This is a genomic window from Pseudomonas sp. S49, assembly GCF_009866785.1.
GTDB lineage: Bacteria > Pseudomonadota > Gammaproteobacteria > Pseudomonadales > Pseudomonadaceae > Aquipseudomonas.
Map to the genome: position 1 here is coordinate 3,034,735 of NZ_CP019432.1, position 18,065 is coordinate 3,052,799.

Genomic DNA, 18,065 nt, shown 5'->3' on the forward strand with positions numbered 1-18,065 from the left:
CTCCCACACTTGGAATGCATTCCCCTGTGGGAGCGAGCTTGCTCGCGAAGGCGCCATTCCAGACACCATCGATCAACAGAGACAGCACAAGATGAACACCCTCAGCCCTCTGGGCCCGAACACCCCGCGTATCGCCCTGATCGGCGAATGCATGATCGAACTGCAGCAACGCGCCGACGGCAGCCTGCAGCAAAGCTTCGGTGGCGACACCCTGAACACCGCGGTGTATCTGTCGCGTGCGATGGGCGACAAGGCCCGGGTCGATTATGTCACCGCGCTGGGCGATGACAGCTTCAGCGATGCCATGTGCCGGATATGGACCAGCGAAGGCATTGGTCTGGATCTGGTGCAGCGTCTGCCGGGTCGCTTGCCGGGCCTGTATTGCATCCAGACCGATGCCAGCGGCGAGCGGCGTTTTCTCTACTGGCGCAATGAAGCGGCGGTTCGCGACTGTTTCACCACCCCGGCCGCCGAGCCGATTCTGGCGGCGCTGCCGGATTACGATGTGTTGTATTTCAGCGGTATCACCTTGGCCGTCCTCGGTGCATCGGGCCGGGAAAAACTGATCCAGACGCTGATCGAAGCGCGCCAGCGTGATGCGCGGATTGTCTTCGACAACAACTATCGGCCACGGCTTTGGGCCTCGGTAGAAGACGCGCGCGCGGCCTATCGCAGCGTGTTGCCCTACGTCGATCTGGCGTTGCTGACAGTGGATGACGAGCAGGCGCTGTTCGGTTTCGCCGATGGCGACGCGGTGTTTGCCGCTTACGCGCAATTCGGCACGCCGGAAGTGGTGCTCAAGCGTGGCGCCGAGGCGTGCCTGATTCGCTGTGATGGCGAGGCTTTTGAGGTGCCGGCGCAGAAGGTCGAGAAGGTGGTGGACACCACGGCGGCGGGGGATTCGTTCAGTGCGGCGTATCTGGCCAGTCGATTGCTGGGCGCAAGTCCGGCGGAGGCTGCCGAGGCCGGGCACTTGCTGGCCAGCCAGGTGATTCAGGTGCCGGGGGCATTGATTCCGAAACAGGCTTGAATGGCCGCTTGCTGCGCAATCGGTTCGCGAGCAGGCTCGCTTGTATGGTAGGACTTGAAGGGAGGAGGAGGGACAAGGCTCGATTCTGACTGTTGACGCAGCACAGACCGTGGGAGATTTCGCCCCTCCTCCTTTCACCCAAGCGCCGATAAAGAATGCATCTGGCTAGACCGACGATAGGAACAAGCCTGCGCCTCTGGGTGAGCCCTTCAAGTGCTCAAACCTTATCCCGGAGGAAATCCTGTGGCAATGCCAGTCGCTCTATCAAATCCGATCGTTGGCGTGGATGTCGCCAAAAATGAACTGGTGATTTATCAGGCCGATAGCGATCTGCTTGAAGCGATTCCCAACACCAAAACATCCATCAAGCAGTGGCTGAAGGCCTTGCTCGGCCCCGTGTCTATTGCCATTGAGGCAACCAACATCTACCACCTGGAATTCGCTGACTTGGCCTATGCGGCCGGTTGCACGATTTACATGGTGGGCGGCTATGAACTCAAACATTACCGCGAAGGAGTGAAGATCCGCGCCAAAACCGACGCCTTGGACGCCAAGCTGCTGGCCCGTTACCTGAAGAACGAAGCCGAGGAGTTGCGCCCCTGGACCCCGCCATCACCGCTGTACCGCCAGCTCCTGAGCCTTTTCCGCCGCCGCGCGGCTTTGGTCCAGGCAAGGGTCGGCCTGGTGCAGAGCTGGTCGAATGAGCCGCTGTTGAAGGCAGCTTTTGCTGAACAAATAAAATCCATGCAGCGGCTTGAAACGATGATCGAAAAGACGATCAACGATCAGCTCAAACAAGCCGGTTTGCTCGGCCAATTGAAGCGTTGCCTGAAAGTTGAGGGCATTGGATTTCTGACCGGAGCGCGCCTGCTCACGGCGTTTCAGCGGGGGGAATTTAGCAACGCGGATGCGTTTATCGCCTTCCTGGGCATGGATTTACGGGTATCGAAATCAGGGCAAAAGGACGGTCGCCGCAGCTTGACCAAGCGCGGAGACCCCGAGGCCCGCCGACTTTTGCACAACGCAGCGATGTCGGCTAGCCGTACGATAGCCTGGAAAGGGTTTTACGAAGCCCAAAGAGCACGGGGTTTCAGCACCACGCAGGCGTTGGTGATGCTGGCTCGCAAACTTGCTCGGGTGGTATTCGCCTTGCTGAAAGGGCAAAGCGAATATCAGACAAAAGTCAGTTGAGGGCTTCCCCTCAACCATAGAATCTCCCACAGGGGAATGCATTCCAAATGTGGGAGCGAGCCTGCTCGCGAAAGGGCCCTGAAGCCAACCCGTCAATCGCGGTAAAACACCTGCACCAGGTGATACCCGAACTTGCTCTTGATCGGCCCATGCACGGTCCGCAGTGGCTTTTTGAAGATCACCGCATCAATCGCGCCGACCATCTGCCCCGGCCGCACTTCACCCAGATCGCCGCCGCGCTTGCCGGACGGGCAGGTGGAAAATTTCTTCGCCAGCACATCGAACGCTTCACCCTTGGCGATGCGTTGTTTGAGCTGTTCGGCCTCTTCGGCGGTTTTCACCAGAATGTGGCGGGCTTGGGCTTTCATCGTGCGGTACCTGATAACGGGGTGACGGCGGGGCGCGGATTATGCCTCAAGTCACGGGGTTTGGCTGAGCATCGTGCGGATCTTGCTGGCCAGCAGCTCAATGGCAAACGGTTTGGCGACCATGTCCATGCCGTCCTCGAGGAAACCCTGGCGCTCGGCAGCTTTCTGCGCGTAACCGGTCATGAACAGCACCTTGAGGCCCGGCCGATGCTGACGGGCGATTTCCGCCAGTTGCCGGCCATTCATGCCGGGCAGGCCGACGTCGGTGACCAGCAGATCCACGCGCAGATCGGACTCAAGCAGCGGCAGGGCGGTCTTGGCATCTTCGGCTTCGTGGGCTTGATAACCCAACTCCCGGAGCAGATCGAGCACCAGCATGCGCACGGCCGGGTCATCTTCGACGACCACCACGGTTTCGCCGGTCGCCGTCGTCGGCGCTTGCTCAAGCGGCACGATCGCTGGCCGTTCCGGCTCGATGCCGTACAGACGCGGCAAGTACAACCGCACACAGGTGCCCTGGCCCGGCAAGCTGTCGAGGCTGACATGCCCGCCCGACTGCTGGGCAAAACCATAAATCATCGACAGGCCCAGCCCGGTGCCCTGGCCAATGGGCTTGGTGGTGAAGAATGGATCAAAAGCCTTGGAACGCACCGAGGGCGTCATCCCGGTGCCGTTGTCGCTGACTGCCAGCATCAGGTAATCGCCGGCCTTGACCGGTTCCAGCGTGGTGATGTCACTGCCATCGAGATACACGTTGGCGGTTTCAATCACCAGTTCGCCGCCATCAGGCATCGCATCCCGGGCATTGATGACCAGGTTGAGCAGGGCGTTTTCCAGTTGGCTGACGTCGGTGCTGACCGGCCATACATTCTCGGCCAGATGCAGTGTGAGTTCGATCGGATCGCCCTTGGTCCGGCGGATCAGGTCTTCCAGAGAATGCACCAGCTCATTGACGTTCAGGGTTTTGCGATCCAGTGATTGTCGCCGCGAAAACGCCAGCAACCGGTGGGTCAGTGCTGCCGCACGATTTGCCGAGGACACCGCCGCTTCGGTAAATCGACCAATTTCGTCGGCCCGGCCGTTGGCAATGTAGCGCTGCATCAAATCGAGACTGCCGATGATCCCGGTGAGCATGTTGTTGAAGTCGTGGGCGATACCGCCGGTGAGCTGACCGACAGCCTCCATCTTCTGCGCATGTCGCAAGGCATCTTCGGCACGCTCGCGTTCGAACATCTCGTTCTGCAAACGCTGGTTGGCCTGCGCCAGTTGTTCGGTGCGAGCGCTGACCCGTTCTTCAAGGGTTTCGTTGAGATTGCGCAAGGCTTCTTCGGTTTTCTTGCGCTCGGTCTCGTCGATCACAAAGATGTAGAAACCATTCACCGCGCCGTCCGCACCGTAACGTGGAAGGTAATTCATCAGCGCGTGGCGACTGCTGCCATCGCGGTGCGGGGTGTACAGGCTGAACGAACACGGTCTGCCGGCCAGGGCTTCGGCAATGTAAGGCAGACGCAGGAAATAGGCCTCTTCACCGATGACTTCACGAATCGTGCGGCCGTAGAGTTCCTGTGGCGTGAGTCCGTACCAGTCCAGATAGGCCGCGTTGTTCAGGCGAAAGCGCTCTTCACAGTCGACATAGCTGATCAGGATCGGCATGGCGTTGATGATCAGTTGCAGTTCAGTCTGACTCTGGCGTAACGCCTGTTCGGTGTGTTTGCGCTCGGTCAGGTCCAGCGCCGCGCCGAGGAAGCGCATGGGCCGGCCATGATGATCCTTGTAGCAGCGCCCGCGAGCGAACACCCAGCGGACCTCGCCGTCAGCCTGCAACAAGCGGTATTCCTCAGCGTATTCGGTGCCGTGGGTGATGCAGTGTTTGATGCTGCGCGCGACCATCGCGCGGTCTTCGGGATGCACGCCCTGCAAGTAATCGCTGATCGGCAATTGACCGGACAGGGCGGGGTCGACGCCATGCAGTTGGGCGAAATGCGCATCGGCGATAAAGCGATCTTCGCCGATATCCCAATCCCAGGTGCCGACGGCATCGGTCGCGGCCAGGGCCAGTTGCAGGCGTTCCTCGGTTTCGCGTTGGGCCTTGAGGCTTTCCTCGGAGCGTCGTTGCAGTTCCAGAGCAATGCGCCGGCGTTCGTTGGTTTCGATGGCAGTCACCAGAATTCCGGCGACTTGCGCGGTTTCATCACGGATCGGACTGTAAGTCAGATCCAGCCAGAAGTCGGACTCTTTGCCGTCACGTTGCAGGGTGAAGCGTCTTTCGCTGTAGGTGCGCACCTGGCCTTGCAGGACTGCTCTGTAAATGGGGTCGGTAAACTCTTGAAGTTCTGGCCAGATCTGGTGCGCAGGCTGTCCGAAAGCGTGGGGATGCTTGTGCCCGGCGAGCAGGGCGAAACCGTTGTTGTAGATCTGCGTGAGCTGCGGGCCCCACAACAACAGCATCGGCATGGGCGAGTGAATCACGATGTCCACCGCCGTGCGCAGGCTCTGCGGCCAGTTGCCGGCAGCACCCAGCGGGCCACGGCTCCAGTCGGTGCGGGCGATCAATGCCTGCGCGTCGTCGGTGTTCGGTACAGCATTCATTACATCAGTCCTGAGCGTGGTTCGGTGAGGCGACGTCTATCATTGTTGCAGTTGAGCTGCGCCAGGCGCAGGCCATTTTCTGTTCATTGAATGCTTCGCGGGTGTTTTTTGCCATGGAAATCGATGCACTGTTGTCAGTTTTGTCCAATAAAAACGGTTCGGATCTGTTCCTGTCCACGGGCGCACCGCCCAGCGCGCGGGTCGACGGCGTGCTCACGGCATTGAGCGAGCAGCCTTTCAAGATCGGTGAAACCGCCGCCATCGCCGCCTCCCTGATGGACGCCGAGCAACGACGGGAGTTCGACCGGGATCTGGAAATGAACCTGGCAATTTCGCGAACGGGCATCGGCCGCTTTCGCGTGAACATCTTCAAACAGCGCAACGATGTATCGATCGTTATCCGCAACGTCAAACTCGACATCCCGCGCTTCGCTGACCTGAAACTGCCGCCGGTACTGCTCGACACCGTCATGTTCAAGCAAGGGCTGATCCTGTTTGTCGGCGCCACCGATTCGGGTAAGTCGACTTCGCTGGCGGCATTGATCGACCACCGCAACCGCCACAGCACCGGGCACATCATCACCATCGAAGATCCGATCGAGTACATCCATCGGCACCAGCGTTCAATCATCAATCAACGTGAAGTCGGGGTCGATACGCGCAGTTTTCATGCGGCGTTGAAGAACACTTTGCGCCAGGCGCCGGATGTAGTGCTGATCGGTGAAATCCGTGATCGCGAAACCATGGAACATGCATTGGCGTTTGCCGATACCGGACATCTGGTGCTATCGACGTTGCATGCCACTAACGCCAATCAGGCGCTGGATCGAATTATCAATATGTTCCCGGAAGAGCGGCGACCGCAGTTATTGCAGACGCTGGGCAATAACCTGAAAGCATTTATCTCGCAACGATTGGTGCGCACTGTCGATGGCCAACGACGGGCTGCTGTCGAGGTGCTGTTGGGCACGCCAACCATCGCTGATCTGATCCGACGCGGTCAGTTCGATGAACTCAAACCGATCATGGAGAAATCCCCCGAACTGGGTATGCAGACATTTGATGCAGCGTTGTTTTCGTTGGTTGCCGAAGGTGCAATCAGTGCGCAGGAGGCTTTGAAAAATGCAGACTCGATCAATAATCTTAAATTACGAATCAAACTGGCTGGAGATGAAAGTAGTAATAATGGTTCGCCGTCAGGGGAGTGGGGACTAATGGATTGATGTTTAATTGATTGCTTTGAATATCCGTCAGGAAATAGTGCCTCATATTTTTGAAGTGGAAGGGGTGTGTCAAAAACAGTAGAACGTCATCGAGCTGAAGTTGTCGGCTGGTTAACTTGATGAGGTTCTAAGTATGAATGATAAAACCAGAGGTAAAACATTCTGGTCTTCGGCTGTCGCTCTTTCCGAGTGGAAATACAGGGCTGAAGCAGATGCAGTAGAGCGCCAATTGGTCCTGGCTCAACTGGAACAAGCGTTAAGCCAATACACGGATGATCAAAAGATCAATTGGTATACACACGAAGTGGCGTTGCAGGCGGGATCTTCGTTGTATGAAATTTATAATCCCGGCAGGCTTATGCTCAGCGAACTGCTTGAGACCGGTCCGGTCGTCGGTGCACTTGCCCGGGAAGATGCGCGCGACCATGACGGACTTGTACGAGTTACACCTGACGGCAAGATGGAAGTCCGAGCAGACAGGGGGTGGGTGGATCTGGTAGCAGCGCGTCACTTTGAAAAAAGTGTTCCGATACAATCTGCATTGACGTTGATTTCGGATATAGCAGCGGTCGTCGGCGGCTACGTTTGGCCTGATATCGATTTGACGCTCGATCAATGGTTTCGATTCCATGACATAAGTTTGCCCGAGAACAACGTGAAGGTCAGAGAGCTGATCGCCTTGTTCAAGTTTGATCCGCAAGTGAAAGAGCCTTCAAACTATTGGGAGCACTTTCAAACAGAGGGCCAGACATCGATTGCATTGTCCGGGGAGCAGTTTTTCGCCATTCGTAATGCGACTGCCAAGTTGATGAGTGGGAAAAAGCTCCTGACAGCCCTCTACAATGTTACCGGCCGCGCCGCTGTCACCCATGAAAGTGCGGCTCAATTGGTTGTCGAATTCGTCAATCATCCAGTTACCCGGAATCTCGCAAAAGAGTATCTGAAAGAGCTGGGTTGGTTTGGCGTAAACAAGGGGCAGGAAGTCGCTGATGACATCCTCGGCCAATTGCTGATGACGGCAATATTGCTTGATCTGGATCCGTCAGTTGGTCATGACATACAGCGCAATCACGTCGCTGGACTTGATCTGTATGCGCCGAAAAATGTTGACTGTCACCCGTCGGTCATACGAGAGGAGCTAACGACTGTTCTGCGAACCAGAAAATGGGTTGATAGTGGTTTGGAACCGCTGGTAGCTCACCTGCTGTTGGCACGTAATGCCCCAGAGTTTCTGGTCAGGGAGATTCCATCGTCGATCACCCTCGGCTCGATTGGCTGGATCAATTTTTGTCGTGCCGTCATGCTCGTCGAGACTGTAAAAACCGGTGCGACGCGAGTCATGACGTATGCCCAGATAATGGCTTATGGCGAACTGCAACCGGTCAGTGAGTCGCAGAAGCACAAGCGTGACCTGGCCATGATCGACCCTATCGTCGATTGGGCGCTGATCAACCAGATTGTGACAACGGCGGAACTCGAGCAGGCCGAAGAAACCAGCACCCGGCGTGCAATTGACGCATTCGAGCAACACTCGGAAAAGTTCGCTCAAATCGCCAAGGTATTTTCGACACCGTTACCCGACAGAGCGAAGATTGCCCGTGCGGCTTTGAAAATTGCCGCACCGGGTTGTGACACCTTGGACGCAAAAGCACTGTCCGAGCGAGGCGGGCAGCAGGTCATGTCCATGGTCGACCTGCATCAATCGGGCGACTTGGTCACTGGTCAGTGGGACAGGCGTACGGTGCGTCTGGTTACTAACGGTGTCCCCAAGCCGGCCATCAACTACAACCCGTCCGGTGTCAGCCTCTACAAACGTTATCCGGGTTTATTGAAACTTGCATCCTGTGACGAGGAGATGGATCGGCAGTTGGCCGTGCATTTCAATGATTTGAACAGCGCCATGTTATCTACCGTGAAACTGGCTTTGGCGCAGATGCCAGAGGCGGATCTGCGCGTCTTCATGAATGCCGATATTCACTTCCTCACGGTACGCGAGTCCGCCGTTTATTATAAATCGCGTCGGGCGAGCGGCCCCCTGACTGTCAAAGTGACACAAGAAACACGACAAAGCAGAGATGCCGCCACAGGACGTTTTGGCATCGTGATGTATGCGTCTTGCGAGAATGCGGACCTCTGCTATGAACTGTTTACGTCGCGCGCAGAAACTCGAAAAAATGACGCCTTGGCTGCTTTCATCAAACGAGAGCAGAAACTGCAACAACGCTCGAGAATGAGTGCGAGCGGGGATGTAACGTTTCCACTGAGTATTACCGCGACGCAAAGCCTCCCGCTCGACGTAAAGCGCTATACCCATGCCACTGCCGAAGACTCTTCGGTTACCAGCAGCATGGCCATCATCGATAATTTTGGCATGCTGAAAGGATCGCAGACACCTTCGACGCCACCATCCGGGTTCTATCGGAAATTCAACGATCCGAATATCGAACGTATCGCCGAGTTTCTCGTCAAGAATCGACCCTACCTGAATAAAAATGAGCTGAGAGAAATAGTCCGAATACCGACCCCGCTCGAGCTCTCCAGGGAAGAGGGTGATCGACTGCTGACGTATTTCATCGACTTGCTGGTGCCTTTCAAAAAATGCATCGAGGATATTGCCTCGGGTGAACATGACAAGGTGGTGGATGGGATCTACGGATGTTTGATGGACGGTATCGGTCTGGTCGGAACGGTGGCGGGAGCCAGTTCCAAAGTGTTGAGCATTTCGGCCAAGGCTATTTCAACGACATCCAAAGCTGCGCGGTTTACCCGGTTGGCATTCACCTCGGCCATTGGCCTTTTCAATCCGCTGGATGGTGTGCCGTCTGGCATCCAGGCGGGCGCTAAACTGGTGCGCAAGGGCTTGTTGCGCTTTAACAAAAACAGCCATGAACTCGTCGCTATAGCGAACAGCCAGTTGCACAGACTCAGTGGCCGCCGGCAATCCTATGATCTGATCAGTGCTTCCGAGAGTGCACATCGGGGAGTGGGGCACTGGCAACCACGTGGCAGCACCGGCAACCTCGTTACGGTTCTGGCCGCACGCAGTGGCAACAAATGGTATGCCTTGAACCGTCGTGGCAATCTGTGGGGGAAACCACTGACAGGCTTCACCTATCAAGCGCCTCTACAGTTGCCGTACTCACTCAAGACACTGCCGGCAAGTTACACGCGCAACTTCATCGAAAAAAGCCTGCCCCGTGCTCGGGCGAAGATCGACAACGCCATCGAAGCCATCAGCCGACATGAATTCAAGCGAGATGGCGATCTGCTAATGAAGGCACTGTTCGGTAACACCTCGCAGACGGCTACTAATCGGCTGGTTAATTATTTGCGGTTGATTCGCTTTGACTTTGCTGGTTTCTCGATGAGCAATACGCTGCTCAATGCGTTCAAGCATAACGAGACAATCGCCTCTTTTGACGTGAACAACTACAAGCGCTGGAAAAGCGCTAGCTCCAGCGACGCGGCTGATATCGCGTTTGTCGAGATTTACACTCAAAACCTGAACAAGCATTTCGTCAATCTAGGCTTCAACCATGATGTGGTGGCAGACGACCTGATTCATGAACTGTTCCACGGTAGTGCGCAGACCGCGGATGTTGGCTACGCCACCGATACCGAGCATCAAAGCAACACCGGGCAGCGGCTGGATGTGGCGCAACTTCTGAATCTTGCGTCCGGCAACCTGGCTGTGGCGGACTCGATCGCGAGTTACCATGCGGTGTCCGAAGCTTTTGAAAATGCTGACTCTCTAGCAGTTGCCACCTCGTTACTGAGTCAAATGGCTACGGACAAAGCTACATTCGACCACAACATGACGATCATCCGCGATGCACTCGACCGTAGTGGCGGTAGAGCGATTGTTCAGCCGGTTGTCATTACGCTGAACAAACCCCTCTGACGACCAGCGCTGCCAGCAACGTTTATTGTCAGAGCGTCAGCGCGCGATTCAAGTATCAAGCTCCGGCCGATCCCGAAACTGCTCCAGCGCTTCGGGATTGGCCAGCGCATCGGTGTTTTTCACCGGTCGGCCGTGCACCACTTCCCGCACGGCCAGCTCCACAACCTTGCCACTGATGGTGCGCGGAATGTCCGTCACCGCAACGATCTTCGCCGGTACATGCCTTGGAGTGGTATTGGCGCGGATCACCTGCCGGATTCGTTGTTCCAGCGCCTCGTCGAGTGTCAGCCCTTCACGCAACCTGACAAACAGCACAACCCGCACATCGTTCTGCCACTGCTGACCGATGGCGACGCTGTCCAGTACTTCAGCGACTTTCTCGACCTGACGATAAATCTCCGCGGTGCCGATGCGCACGCCGCCGGGATTGAGCACGGCGTCCGAGCGCCCATGGATCAGCATCCCGCCATAAGGCCGTTGTTCAGCGTAATCGCCCTGTGCCCAGACACCGGGAAACAGGCTGAAATACGATTGGCGCAGTTTTGCGCCGTCCGGGTCATTCCACAGACCGATCGGCATCGCCGGGAAGTGCCGGGTGCAGACCAGTTCGCCTTTTTCGCCCACGACCGGCTGGCCGGCGTCATTCCAGACTTCAACCGCCATGCCCAGGCTTTTGCCCATGTTCTCGCCGCGACGCACGGGCGACAGCGGGTTGCCATTGACGAAGCACGAAACGATGTCGGTGCCGCCAGACATCGAAGCCAGACACACATCAGGTTTGAAGTCGCGATAGACGAAGTCATAGCTTTGCGGCGACAGCGCCGAGCCGGTGCACAGCAGCGTTTTCAGGCTTCCCAGATCATGGCTTTCGCGGGGTTTGGTGCCGCTGCTTTCCAGGGTGGCGAGGAACTTGGGGCTGGTGCCGAACACGCTGATGCGTTCATCGTCGATCAAGTCGAGCAAACGCTGGTTGTCCGGGTAAAACGGCGAACCGTCATACAGCACCACGGCGCTGCCGACCGCGAGCGCGGAGACCAGCCAGTTCCACATCATCCAGCCGCACGTCGTGTAGTAAAACAGTCGATCGCCAGGACCCAGATCGCAATGCAGGCCGTGTTCCTTGACGTGTTGCAGAAGCACGCCGCCGGTGCTGTGGATGATGCATTTCGGCACGCCAGTGGTGCCGCTGGAATACAACACGTACAGCGGATGATTGAACGGCACCGCGACAAAATCCGCTTCGCCACCCGCTTGATAGAAGTCATCCCACAAGGTCACTTCGGCGCGAGTCCGGTAAGTCTCGATGCGGGCGTGCGGGTGAGCGTAAGGCACGATGATCAACTGCCTTAACGTTGGCAGTTGTTCGAGTATTTCGTTGATTTTGTCGCTCTGGTCGATCGCCTTGCCGGCATAGCGATAACCGGCGCAGGTGATCAGTACCTTCGGTTCGATCTGACCGAAGCGGTCGATTACGCCGTGGGTGCCGAAGTCCGGCGAAGAGCACGACCAGATCGCGCCAACGCTGGTGGTGGCGAGCATTGCGACCAGCGTCTGCCAGGTATTGGGCATGCAAGCTGCGACGCGATCGCCGAGGCCAACCCCGGCGGCCTGCAAGCTCGCCTGAAACCCGGCGACATGCTCGGCCAGTTCAGCCCAGGACAATTGCTCACGCTGGCCATTTTCCGCCACGCTGACCACGGCCACAGAATCGTCGCGACGACGCAGCAAATGTTCGGCGAAGTTCAGCGTAGCGCCGGGAAACCACTCGGCATCCGGCATTTGCGCGCCTTCACGCAGCACGGCATCCGGTTGTGTGTGGAAGCGGATATCGAAGAAATCGACGATCGCCTGCCAGAACTCGGCGCGCTGCTCGACGCTCCATTGGTGCAGGGCCGGGTAGTCGTCGAGTTTCAGGTTGTGGCGTTGATTGGCCGCACGACGGAAAGTGTCCATGCGCGACTTGGCGATACGGTTGGCATCGGGCTGCCAGAGGATGTCGGACATTGGTTGCCTCTTGTTATCGGATTACAAAAATTCCCTTGTAGGCCTTCGCCTGCTCGCGATAGCGGTGTGTCAGTTAACTGTTACGGGTCTGACACACCGCTATCGCGAGCAGGCGAAGGCCTACAGGGACGCAGCATTACTGCGCCAACCACCCACCATCAATATTCCACGCCGCTCCACGCACTTGGCTACCCGCCTCGCTGCACAGGAACAGCACCAGTTCGCCCAGATGCTGCGGTGTCACGAACTCGAGTGACGGCTGCTTCTCTGCCAGCAGATCATGCTGCGCCTGCTGCGGATCGACACCTTTGGCCGCACGGTCGTCGATCTGCTTCTGCACCAGCGGCGTCAGCACCCAGCCCGGACAAATCGCGTTGCAGGTGACGTTGCTGGTCGCGGTTTCCAGGCCGACTACTTTGGTCAAACCGATCACCCCATGCTTGGCGGCGACGTAAGCGGCTTTGCCGGTCGAGCCCACCTGACCATGCACGGAGGCGATATTGATGATTCGTCCCCAGCCTTTGGTGCGCATCCCCGGCAGGCTCAGGCGCGTGCTGTGAAACACCGAAGACAGGTTGATGGCAATGATCGAATCCCAGCGCTCGATCGGGAACTCCTCGACGGCGGCGACATGCTGGATGCCGGCGTTGTTGACCAGAATGTCGACACCGCCGAACTCGCGCTCGGCGTAATGGATCATCTCGGCGATCTGCGCCGGGTCACTGACATCCGCCGGATGATGGCCAACCTTGCCGCCAAACCGGGCGACTTCAGCGATGACTTTCGACGCATCGCCGAAACCGTTGAGAATCAGGTTCGCGCCTGCCTTGGCCAGGCTCAGTGCGATGCCCAGACCGATGCCGCTGGTGGAGCCGGTAACCAATGCAGTCTTGCCGGAAAGAGTGGTCATGAATACCTCACACAATGCCAGTGGCGTAGAAAGTGCCGATCACTACGAAAACCGCCAGGGTCTTGATCAGCGTAATACAGAAAATGTCTTTATAGGCTTCGCGGTGGGTCAGACCCGTCACCGCAAGCAAGGTGATGACCGCGCCGTTGTGCGGCAGGGTGTCCATACCGCCGCTGGCCATCGCGGCGACGCGGTGCAGCACTTCCAGCGGAATGTTCGCGGCATGAGCGGCGGCAATGAACTGCTCGGACATCGCCGCCAGCGCAATGCTCATGCCGCCCGACGCCGAGCCGGTGATACCGGCCAGCAGCGTCACGGTGATGGCTTCGTTGACCAGCGGATTGGGGATCTGCTTGAGCCAGTCAGCCAGTACCAGAAAGCCCGGCAGCGAAGCGATCACTGCGCCGAAGCCGTATTCCGACGCGGTGTTCATTGCCGCCAGCAACGCACCGCTGACCGCGCTTTTGCTGCCCTCGGCGAGCTTGCTGCGAATCGCCTGAAAACCGAACGCCAACACCATCAGAATGCCAACCAGCAAAGCCGCTTGCACCGCCCAGATCGCCGTCAGTTTGGCGATTTCGGTGGTGACCGGTGTGGCCATGCCCGGCAGCGCAAGGCTGTGAGTCTTGCCATACCACTGCGGAATCCACTGGGTGAACAGCAGGTTCATGATGCCCACTGCCAGTAGCGGCGACAGGGCAATCCATGGGTTCGGCAGCTTCAGGTCTTCGGCGGTTTCCGGTTCGTTGCGCAGTTCAGTGCCGTAGCCTTCACCGGCACGCTGCGCTTTGTTGCGTTGACGCTGGAGAAACAGCATGCCGGCGCAGAACACGAAAATCGTACCGATCACGCCCAGCCACGGCGCCGCCCAAGCGGTGGTGTTGAAGAACGTGCTGGGGATGATGTTCTGGATCTGCGGGGTGCCGGGCAGGGCGTCCATGGTGAACGAGAACGCGCCAAGGGCGATGGTTGCCGGGATCAGCCGTTTGGGGATATTGCTCTGGCGAAACATCTCGGCGGCAAACGGGTACACCGCAAACACCACCACGAACAGCGACACGCCGCCATAAGTGAGCAGGGCGCAGACCAGCACGATCACCAGCATTGCCTGTTTGGTGCCGAGCAGCCGAATGGCGGCGGCAACGATCGAGCGGGAGAATCCCGACAGTTCGATCAATTTGCCGAATACGGCACCGAGCAGGAACACAGGAAAATACAGTTTGATGAACCCGACCATTTTTTCCATGAACACCCCGGTGAAGGCAGGGGCGACGGCGGAGGGGTCGGTAAGCAGCACCGCGCCAAGGGCGGCAATCGGCGCGAAGAGGATAACGCTGTAGCCACGGTAGGCGGCGAGCATCAGCAGCGCGAGGGCCGCCAAGGCAATGATCACACTCATGGTGTGTCTCTCCAGAATTGTTATTTTTGTGGGTGGAACGGGTGTGGGAGAGGCGTTAGCGAGATCTGTGCCAGATATGTAAGTTGCTGAAATATATGGAATTTACTGGTTGTAGATAAAGGTTTTCAACGGTTTTGTCTCGTTTTAGAGACTACGTTAAACCGAAAAGATCGCAGCCTTCGGCAGTTCCTACAGTGCGAACGCGAATTTCCCCTGTAGGAGCTGCCGAAGGCTGCGATCGTTTGATCTTCAAACAATCCATCTACAGAAAGAGATCATTGTCTCTATTTAGAGACTCAGGCAATCCCCAACGCCACCATTTTCTTGTACAGCGTCGAACGTCCCAGCCCCAGTCGAGCCGCAGCTTCCGGCACTTTCCCCTGACATTGCGCAAGAGCTGCCTGAATCAATTGCCGATCAAATCGCTCCCGCGCCTGCGCGTAAGTCTCGGTCGTCAACGCTTCAGCCATCGGCGCCAGCGCACGTTCAACCGGCGTCAATGTACCAATCGCCGCACGAATATCCTGCTCGGTCAGCATCAAGTCATCACTGAGCAACGCCGCCCGTTCCAGCACATTACGCAGTTCGCGAATGTTCCCCGGCCACGCGTGCTGTCCGAGCAACGCCAGCGCATCCCGGTGCAGTTCATGCTGGCTGCGCAGCTCTTCAAGAATCGCTTCGCTGAGCGCCGGCAGATCATCAAGACGCTCACGCAATGGCGGCACCTGGATCGGCAACACATTGAGGCGGTAGTACAAATCGGCACGGAATTCACCGCGTTTGATCGCCGCTTGCAGATCGGTCGAAGTCGCGGCGATCACGCGAACGTCGCTCTGAATCACCTCGTTGGAACCGACCGGTTCGAATTCCTTTTCCTGCAGCACACGCAGCAGCTTGCTCTGCAAGGGCAGCGGCATGTCACCGATCTCGTCGAGAAACAGCGTGCCGCCCTGGGCGATCTGCAGCTTGCCGGTGCGGCCCTTGCGGTCGGCGCCGGTGAACGCACCGGGTGCCGTGCCGAAAAATTCCGCCTCCAGCAGTGCCTCGGGAATCGCCGCGCTGTTGATGCTGACGAACGCTTTGTGCGCCCGTGGCGAGGCGCTGTGAATGGCCTGGGCCAGCAACTCTTTGCCGGTGCCGGTCTCGCCGAGCAGCAACACCGGCGATTCGGCGCTGGCACTGCGTCGGGCACGGCGCTTGACTTCGAGGCTGGCGGCGCTGGTGCCGATGAAATGGGCGAAGTTGTATTTGGTCTGCCGGGCGCGCAGCAGAGAACGGGTCGAGGCCAATTCTTCCTGCATGCTCAAGTAGCGTTTGAGCATCGGCGACAGCGTGCGCAATTCGTCGAACAGGGCAAACCCGATCGCGCCGATCACCGTGCCGGCGTCATCGTGGATCGGCAGGCGCATCACCACCAATGGCTCTTTCGGCGTGTCCTGCATGTCCAGAAGGATGGGGCGACCGGTGCGCACGACTTCGCGCAACAGACTGCCGGGGATCACGCTTTCACAGGGCTTGCCGATTGCGCCTGCCGCCGATTCAAGACCAAAACGCCGGGCGTAGCGCTCGTTCATCCAGACGATGTTGGCATCGCGGTCGACAATCACCGTGCCTTCGCTGGACTGCTCGATGATCTCGAACAACGAACGGATCGCCAGGCTGCGAACCCGTTGGTAGTCCTTGAGGCTTTCGGTGGTGTTCATGGCGGCTGATCCTGATTGTGTATGGCCTGTGCCGGCCCCTTCGCGAGCAGGCTCGCTCCCACAGTAGATTGGGTCGTTCCCAAATTTTGTGTCCGGCGTGAACCTTGTGGGAGCGAGCCTGCTCGCGAAAGCCTCGACCCGGTTTCAAGCCGAACACATATGACGCCTACCCCGGATGCGCCGCCGCCAACAGCTCTTTGGTGTACGGATGCTGCGGCGCGTCGAACACATCATGACTGGCGCCACGCTCGACCACTTTGCCGTCCTTGATCACGATCATGTCGTGGGCCAGCGCGCGTACCACTGCCAGATCATGGCTGATGAACAGATAGGTCAAACCGTGTTTTTCCTGAAGCTGACGGAGCAAGGCGACCACTTGTTTTTGCACCGTACGATCCAGCGCTGACGTCGGCTCATCAAGCAGGATCAGCGCCGGTTTCAACACCAGCGCCCGCGCGATGGCAATGCGCTGGCGCTGACCACCGGAGAACTCGTGGGGGTAGCGATGGCGACTATCCGGGTCCAGGCCGACTTCTTTAAGCACGCGGATCACTTGTTCATCGCACTCATCGGCAGTCGACTCGCAGTGCACTTCCAGGCCTTCGCTAATGATCTGCGCCACTGACATGCGCGGGCTGAGGCTGCCGAACGGATCTTGAAACACCACCTGCATCTGTCGGCGCCATGGGCGCATCTGTTTCTGATTGAGGCCGTCGAGCGCTTCACCCTGAAAGCGGATACTGCCTTCGGAGTCGAGCAGACGCAGGATCGCCTGACCCAGCGTCGACTTGCCGGAACCGGACTCGCCGACGATGCCCAACGTCTTGCCACGCTGGATGCTCAGGCTGATGCCATCCACCGCCCGCAGGTATTGCTTGCGCTGGAACAGGCTGCCGCCGACGACAAACTCAACCTTCAGATCATTGACCTCCAGCACGTTTTCGCGTTCATCCCGGGGCAGGGCTTCGCCTTCGGGTTCGGCGTTGAGCAGCACGCAGCTGTAAGGATGTTTCGGCTCGGTAAACAGGGTTTCGCAGGGCGCCTGTTCGACGATTTCCCCGGCCTTCATCACGCACACGCGCTGAGCAATGCTGCGCACCAGATTGAGATCATGGCTGATCAGTAGCAGCGACATGCCCAGGCGTTGTTGCAGGGATTTGAGCAGCAGCAGGATCTTGCGCTGCACGGTCACATCGAGCGCCGTGGTCGGTTCGTCGGCGATCAACAGCTCGGGTTCGCAGGCCAGGGCCATGGCGATCATCACCCGTTGCCGTTGCCCGCCAGAGAGTTGATGCGGGTAAGCCTTGAGGCGTTCCTTGGGTTTCTGGATGCCCACCAGACCGAGCAGTTCGAGGATGCGCGCCTGCGCCGCTTTGCCGCCGAGGCCACGATGCAACAGCAGGGTTTCGCCAATCTGTTTTTCGATGGTGTGCAGCGGATTGAGCGAGGTCATCGGCTCCTGAAAGATCATGGCGATGCGGTTGCCGCGCAATTCGCGCAAGACCTTGGGATCCGCACCGATCAGCTCCTGTCCGCGATAGCGAATGCTGCCAGTGGTTTGCGCTTCGCTTTCCGGCAGCAATTGCAGAATCGAATGAGCGGTTACCGATTTGCCCGAGCCCGATTCGCCCACCAACGCCAGACACTCGCCGGGGCGAATGTCCAGGCACAGGTTGCGCACCACGCTCTGGCCATGGAAGGCAACGTTGAGGTTACGGATTTCAATCAGGTTGTCAGTCATGGCCAC

At 58.1% G+C, this 18,065-nt stretch carries 11 protein-coding genes; 4 read left to right on the forward strand and 7 right to left on the reverse strand.

Annotation, left to right across the window (positions count from 1 at the left end):
- Nucleotides 1-91: 91 nt before the first annotated feature.
- Nucleotides 92-1,030, forward strand: coding sequence for a sugar kinase (locus PspS49_RS13405; protein ID WP_150752047.1), 939 nt, complete (start codon nucleotides 92-94; stop codon nucleotides 1,028-1,030).
- Between the two features lie 249 nt (nucleotides 1,031-1,279).
- Nucleotides 1,280-2,221 (forward strand): transposase, encoded by a 942-nt coding sequence (locus PspS49_RS13410; protein WP_108227338.1) that lies wholly within the window; start codon nucleotides 1,280-1,282, stop codon nucleotides 2,219-2,221.
- Between the two features lie 92 nt (nucleotides 2,222-2,313).
- On the opposite strand, the gene PspS49_RS13415 is transcribed toward PspS49_RS13410, so the two are convergent.
- A complete protein-coding gene (locus PspS49_RS13415; protein ID WP_007912322.1) occupies nucleotides 2,314-2,589 on the reverse strand; it encodes a peptidylprolyl isomerase in 276 nt (91 codons plus the stop codon).
- Between the two features lie 51 nt (nucleotides 2,590-2,640).
- Nucleotides 2,641-5,178, reverse strand: a complete 2,538-nt coding sequence (locus PspS49_RS13420) for a PAS domain S-box protein (RefSeq protein WP_160039713.1) — start codon at nucleotides 5,176-5,178, stop codon at nucleotides 2,641-2,643.
- Nucleotides 5,179-5,291: 113 nt separating this feature from the next.
- Here PspS49_RS13420 and PspS49_RS13425 point away from each other — a divergent pair, with 113 nt between their 5' ends.
- Both PspS49_RS13425 and PspS49_RS13430 read left to right on the forward strand, forming a co-directional pair.
- A complete protein-coding gene (locus PspS49_RS13425) occupies nucleotides 5,292-6,401 on the forward strand; it encodes a PilT/PilU family type 4a pilus ATPase (protein WP_160039715.1) in 1,110 nt (369 codons plus the stop codon).
- Nucleotides 6,402-6,534: 133 nt separating this feature from the next.
- Entirely contained in the window at nucleotides 6,535-10,302 is a 3,768-nt protein-coding gene (locus PspS49_RS13430; RefSeq protein WP_160039717.1) for a hypothetical protein, read from the forward strand.
- A gap of 48 nt (nucleotides 10,303-10,350) precedes the next feature.
- Here PspS49_RS13430 and PspS49_RS13435 read toward each other — a convergent pair whose 3' ends face one another.
- The 5 genes from PspS49_RS13435 to PspS49_RS13455 all read right to left on the reverse strand — a co-directional run bounded on the left by PspS49_RS13435 (nucleotide 10,351) and on the right by PspS49_RS13455 (nucleotide 18,059).
- On the reverse strand, nucleotides 10,351-12,306 hold the full coding sequence (locus PspS49_RS13435; RefSeq protein WP_160039719.1) for an acetoacetate--CoA ligase: 1,956 nt from the start codon (nucleotides 12,304-12,306) through the stop codon (nucleotides 10,351-10,353).
- Between the two features lie 136 nt (nucleotides 12,307-12,442).
- Entirely contained in the window at nucleotides 12,443-13,216 is a 774-nt protein-coding gene (gene hbdH / locus PspS49_RS13440) for a 3-hydroxybutyrate dehydrogenase (RefSeq protein ID WP_160039721.1), read from the reverse strand.
- Between the two features lie 7 nt (nucleotides 13,217-13,223).
- The gene (locus PspS49_RS13445; RefSeq protein WP_127927139.1) at nucleotides 13,224-14,615 is read right to left on the reverse strand and encodes a GntP family permease; all 1,392 of its coding nucleotides are present in this window, start codon (nucleotides 14,613-14,615) and stop codon (nucleotides 13,224-13,226) included.
- Between the two features lie 296 nt (nucleotides 14,616-14,911).
- Nucleotides 14,912-16,318, reverse strand: a complete 1,407-nt coding sequence (locus tag PspS49_RS13450) for a sigma 54-interacting transcriptional regulator (protein WP_160039723.1) — start codon at nucleotides 16,316-16,318, stop codon at nucleotides 14,912-14,914.
- Nucleotides 16,319-16,484: 166 nt separating this feature from the next.
- The gene (locus tag PspS49_RS13455) at nucleotides 16,485-18,059 is read right to left on the reverse strand and encodes an ABC transporter ATP-binding protein (protein ID WP_160039725.1); all 1,575 of its coding nucleotides are present in this window, start codon (nucleotides 18,057-18,059) and stop codon (nucleotides 16,485-16,487) included.
- Between the last annotated feature and the right edge of the window lie 6 nt (nucleotides 18,060-18,065).